We start from the raw sequence: 4,475 nt of genomic DNA, 5'->3' as shown, positions 1-4,475 counted from the left end.
AGGGTCTGCGTTGCCTACATCCTCTGATGCAAACCTTACCATCCTTCTTACAATATAAAGAGGGTCTTCCCCGCCTTCTATCATACGGGCGAGCCAGTAGACTGCTGCATCAGGGTCAGAGCCTCTCATGCTTTTATGGAGAGCACTGATAAGGTCATAGTGCATCTCACCTTTTTTATCATACACCGCTATATTTTTCTGATATGCCTCCCTTAATATATCCCGGTCAATAACCGGGCTTTCTTTCCCCATCTCCTTTACCATCTTGTAGCATACCTCTAAGAGGTTTAGGGCCTTTCTTGCATCACTATTGGAGAGGGTTGCAAGCTCTTCGATTATGTCCTCCTCAATTTTTAGTGATCCTGCCTTTAATTCCTTATCCTCATTCAAGGCCCTCTTGATTATCCTTACTAACTCTTCCACTGTTAACGGGTTGAGGGTGAGAACCCTCATTCTCGAGAGCAAAGGAGAGATGATTTCAAATGATGGGTTTTCGGTGGTGGCACCAATCAGTATTATGTCTCCATATTCTACATTGGGAAGAAATGTATCTTGTTGCAGCTTGTTAAATCGATGGAATTCATCTATAAAGAGGATAATCTTCTGGATTTTTGATTTTTGCATAACCTCTTTTACTTCTTTAATCCCTATGTTTACGGCACTCAAAGATACAAAGGGGAGCTTCATGTATTTTCCCATAAGCCATCCAAGGGTAGTTTTTCCTACACCGCTCGGTCCCCAGAGAATCATAGATGGTATGTCCTTTTTCTCAAGAAGAACCTGGAGGAGTTTACCTTTCCCAAGGATATGCTCCTGACCTACAAATTCATCAAGTGTTTTCGGTCTTATTCTGTCTGCGAGAGGTTTTCTTGTATCTTTTTCAAATGAAGTATTGTTTTCAAATAATTCCATAAGTTATAGAAAATAATAACAGTTTATACTTACCTTTTTCAAGGTAAAGAACGGTAAATGGCGGTAAAAGGGGTCAAATCTTTACGGGCTGTTGCCCAAACCCTTTTTGCCCCATTCGATCCGAAAGGTATTCCCTCCGTTCGCTGGTACTCCATCTCCGACCCTTCTAAGAGCCCCTCTGCTTGAATGTGAGACCCACCCGTCCCAGCCCCTGGGGCTCAAGCATTGATGCATCCGCACATTCATCCCCCGCTGGTGCGAGGGAACGCTTCGGGTGCTCTAAGAGGGTTATCCCGCTATAGCGGGACAGACCCCGGAGCTTCCGTAATGCTCACTTCCGGGAATACCTTCCGAACTTAGCACATTTATGGATGGGTTTGGGCAACAGCCAGTTTATTATTTACATTGCCTCCGTTTTTCTTATTCTTCAGTGTGGCAAGAAAGAGGTTCATGGGATTACTGGAGTCAGATGGGAATATCCTGCGTCTTATGAATGAGATTAAAGGTCAGTTGAATCAAGGATAAAGATTTAATTCCTTCCCTTTCTTCATTTTTTTGAAGCTATCAGCCTTTTAAATAAGATTTCTTCAATATTTTGTCGCGAATCCAGCACAGACAAAGCATAGACATTCATTTTCGATATCCTGTAGATGATTCTCCAGGGGGTCATAACAAGTTCACGATATTGCAGTATACCGTGTTCCTGAAATTCCGGCACAATACGACCTCGCTCAGGCGAGTAATAAAGACTTGACGCCTTCTCTTTTATTTTCATTAAAATTTTTACGGCATTAGAGAAGTTATCTTTGGCAATATATTCAATTATCTCTGTCAAATCATTTTCAGCGGTATTGGACCATATTACCTTATATTTTTGTTTCATGTTCTTTTAATATTTTTTCTAAATTTTTAAATACTTCCCTCTGGGTTTTGACTTTGTTATTTTTAATTTCCTCTTCTCCTATTGATATAATCTTTAACATCCCCAAAGCATTGCGCATATTTTCATAACTTATAGGGTCTTGAAGGACTGCTCTGGGCTCTCCATTTTGCGTGATGATTACAGGGCAATGCGTTTCATTTATTTGCTTTAATAGATCAGCAGTTTTTGATTTAAGATAGGTTATAGGTTTTATATCTTTTGAAATATTCATTTATCTCACCTCCAGTCTTTTTATGATACCAAATTCAGACCGCATGTCAAGTATAATCATAGGGGCAACTCTTTACGGGCTCTTGCACAAATAGTTTACCTCTCAGAACACCGTTCCCTTCGTACTCCGCTCCGCGCGGCTTCATCCCGCCCATAGCGGGATTTACCCACTAAATGCCCCGTCCTCGCTCAATCCACGAACTCGGACTTTGTCCTCAGACAGCGTGGATTGTCCCCTCTGGAACTCTCGGACGTGCCAAAGTGGGTGCCCAAACCGTGCTCGATATCGCCCTTCAGGAAAGGTGTTCACCTCGATTGTAACAGTGAAGTTGATTTGGGCAACAACCCGTTTATTATTTACATTGCCTCCGTTTCTCTTATTCTTCAGTATGGCAAGAAAGAGGTTCATGGGATTACTGGAGTCAGATGGGAATATCCTGCGCCTTTTGAATGAGATTAAAGGTCAGTTGAGTCAAGGATAAGGATTTGACCCTTCCCCTTCCATTTTTAGTTCTTCGGGGGTTCCATTTGGTTAGCCTAGGAGTGTTGCTTGCACCTACAAACAAACTAACCAATGAATCTTGAAAAGCATATATTACTAGTTGAAAGCAAACATAAGCCTTATCACCCTATCCAGCGAATTAACGATTTTTAAATGATAAAATACAAAACAATCCCCGAAGCAATGGCCATAAAGGGAAGTACAAACCAAAATATTTTCATGAATACCTTCTGTTTGGATGGGTAGGGCCAATCTTCCTCCCTGAATGAGAGGATAATACCCTTTCCTTCCCGCCAATCGAGGCTCCATAGCAAGCCTGCCGATACATAGAGCACTGACGATGCCAAGAGGTTCGTTAACCATGTGAGCGGGTAGTAACCATCCTTGAGAAGGAGGTAGAGGTCATAGGACCAGCTGGCCGAAAACATCCATACGCAGAATGCAATGAATCCATGCTTTATCGAAAGTCTTCTCGCAAACACCTTGTATAATGTCCCAACGGCCCAAGGGGAGCTGATAAAAGTGAAGAGCGACATGAACCCCGCATCAACATAATCCCATGTGGGATCACCGGTGTACGGTGCAATGACAACCATGCCTGTTCCGGCAATGAGGAAGGTGGACACCTTCCACGGGACAAAAAGAAAGCGCCGGTAGTTTTTCCATATTATTGAATAGTATTCTTTTTCTGTGAGGTAAAAGATAAGAGCAAGAATACAGGAAATGCCCCATGCAATGGTGTAGATGGTGAAGAAAGGGTTCATGGTCATCTTTCTCTCACATATAAGTGTGTATACCTAATCCATGGAACGCCATTGCTTCGTTTCTGAATTGTAGAAACGTCTCCCGAAGAGCGATTCATAGCTGTACTGTAATGTATAGTAATCTCCTTCATCTTCTCTCTTCTTAGAGTGATGGAAATACGTCCATCCAGTGATACCTGAATATCTGGCAACGGGGACCTTTGATAGGTACTCGGGCACAAGATTATTTAGCCTGTCGGGATATACCCCCTTCTTGGTTTTATACTGCTCGCAGGCTGCGATGATAACGCTTGCATTCCTCAGAGATACCTGATTATTTATTGCTTTTAATGCAATGGCACATACCAGCATTACAGTGTAGATTCCAATAGCAATCAATTTCATTCGTACTGGGTGCTCACTCTTAACTCTTTTCAATGCGATCACCATGAGTGCAACCAGAAAGGCGAATATTATACCGAGAGAGTCTATGACAACAGCAAAAACGAGGAATATGATGAAGGCGGCTACCACATGGGGAGTTATATTCCGCCTTTCAGGGTATACAGTCACCGGTGGCCCTTCCCTTCTGGCCCACATGACACCAAGACCTATCATCGGGCCGATTATGGGGATTAATGCAATGAGGACCCAACCTATAATACTTCGGCCTGTTCTCTTTGCCCAGATGCCCAATCCTATTCCGGAGAGTATGATGCCTATCAATGTAAAAATTGGGTTATATGTTCCGAGAAATGTGACCACCAAGCCTACGACAATGAGAACAATGTCTGTGTAGCGATAACGGGGTGTGTCACCGGGTTGCGAAGTCTTGCCTGATATATTATTTTGATTCATATCCACCCCCTTTTTTTATTCTCTTACTCACATGCCTTTAACAGGCTCCCTGTTTTTATGTTTCAAATACCTGAACCCCAGAATGGCATCAGTCACAAACATATAAGTGGTCACGACACTATCATAGGTGTGTACTTTGTCTTTCTCCATTACCAGTGCCCCCATCTTCACAGGAGTAAAGTCCTCCACGCCGCAGGTCAACTGCAACCACTCACCTTTTTTCTTAGGTAAGCCCTTCATCATTTTTTCAACTTCTATGTTTGTGACTTCCGTATCTGTTGCCTGCCAGCAGTTCTTGCTTCCATGA

At 42.8% G+C, this 4,475-nt stretch carries 6 protein-coding genes; all 6 read right to left on the bottom strand.

From position 1 onward, the window contains the following. Window positions 1-912: replication-associated recombination protein A (locus tag NTU69_13075; protein ID MCX5804436.1), on the bottom strand; the 912-nt coding region annotated here is incomplete at its 3' end. Between the two features lie 547 nt (window positions 913-1,459). Continuing rightward, window positions 1,460-1,795 carry a type II toxin-antitoxin system RelE/ParE family toxin gene (locus NTU69_13070; protein MCX5804435.1) on the bottom strand — a complete coding sequence of 112 codons (336 nt, stop codon included), beginning with the start codon at window positions 1,793-1,795 and terminating at the stop codon, window positions 1,460-1,462. Then, window positions 1,779-2,066 carry a type II toxin-antitoxin system Phd/YefM family antitoxin gene (locus NTU69_13065; GenBank protein ID MCX5804434.1) on the bottom strand — a complete coding sequence of 96 codons (288 nt, stop codon included), beginning with the start codon at window positions 2,064-2,066 and terminating at the stop codon, window positions 1,779-1,781. The genes NTU69_13070 and NTU69_13065 overlap by 17 nt, the downstream gene beginning before the upstream one ends. Before the next feature lie 650 nt (window positions 2,067-2,716). After that, window positions 2,717-3,331, bottom strand: coding sequence for a hypothetical protein (locus NTU69_13060; protein MCX5804433.1), 615 nt, complete (start codon window positions 3,329-3,331; stop codon window positions 2,717-2,719). 33 nt (window positions 3,332-3,364) lie between these two features. Continuing rightward, window positions 3,365-4,168: a hypothetical protein gene (locus tag NTU69_13055; GenBank protein MCX5804432.1), complete on the bottom strand. Its 804-nt coding sequence runs from the start codon at window positions 4,166-4,168 to the stop codon at window positions 3,365-3,367. A gap of 27 nt (window positions 4,169-4,195) precedes the next feature. Further along, window positions 4,196-4,475: hypothetical protein (locus tag NTU69_13050; protein MCX5804431.1), on the bottom strand; the 280-nt coding region annotated here is incomplete at its 5' end.

The organism is Pseudomonadota bacterium (genome assembly GCA_026388215.1).
Taxonomy (GTDB): domain Bacteria; phylum Desulfobacterota; class Syntrophorhabdia; order Syntrophorhabdales; family Syntrophorhabdaceae; genus JAPLKF01.
This window is presented reverse-complemented; position numbering and strand designations above follow the sequence as displayed.

Excerpts from the sequence above, each read along its gene's own strand:
- NTU69_13065 (MCX5804434.1), bottom strand. The coding sequence starts at position 2,066 with ATGAATATTTCAAAAGATATAAAACCTATAACCTATCTTAAATCAAAA.
- NTU69_13070 (MCX5804435.1), bottom strand. The coding sequence starts at position 1,795 with ATGAAACAAAAATATAAGGTAATATGGTCCAATACCGCTGAAAATGAT.
- NTU69_13055 (MCX5804432.1), bottom strand. The coding sequence starts at position 4,168 with ATGAATCAAAATAATATATCAGGCAAGACTTCGCAACCCGGTGACACA.
- NTU69_13060 (MCX5804433.1), bottom strand. The coding sequence starts at position 3,331 with ATGAACCCTTTCTTCACCATCTACACCATTGCATGGGGCATTTCCTGT.